Origin of the sequence: Lactobacillus sp. UMNPBX15, from assembly GCF_002553785.1 — a bacterium.
In the GTDB taxonomy this organism is placed as follows: domain Bacteria; phylum Bacillota; class Bacilli; order Lactobacillales; family Lactobacillaceae; genus Lactobacillus; species Lactobacillus crispatus.
The window spans coordinates 1-368 of record NZ_PCYV01000111.1; the positions used below are offsets into that span (position 1 = coordinate 1).

Genomic DNA, 368 nt, shown 5'->3' on the forward strand with positions numbered 1-368 from the left:
AATTGGTTTAGGTACTTTTGCCTTCGTAGGACTAAAAATAGCCGGCCCCGATATGCGTGCAACAGGTGCGGACTTTTTTACTAAGCACAATTTAGCCGATGTCACCGTTAGTTCCAACTACGGAATTAATTCAACTGATCGAGCAACCATTCAAAATCTCCCTGAAATTAAGCAGGCTACCTTTGGCTATCTGCAAGATGTAAAAGTCAAAAATAAGCAAGATGTCTTGCGGGTATTCTCTCAGTCAAATAATCTCTCAAGCTATGAATTAAGGGCCATTTCCCAGAAAACAATAAAGAAATTGCTCTTTCTTATTTGCTAAAAAATAAGTATCACATCGGAGAAAAAATCAGTTTCGTCAAACCAGG

The 368-nt window shown here is 38.6% G+C and carries 1 pseudogene; it reads left to right on the forward strand.

The features are described from left to right. Positions 1 to 368, forward strand: a pseudogene (locus CP366_RS10510) (ABC transporter permease); the annotation flags it as partial.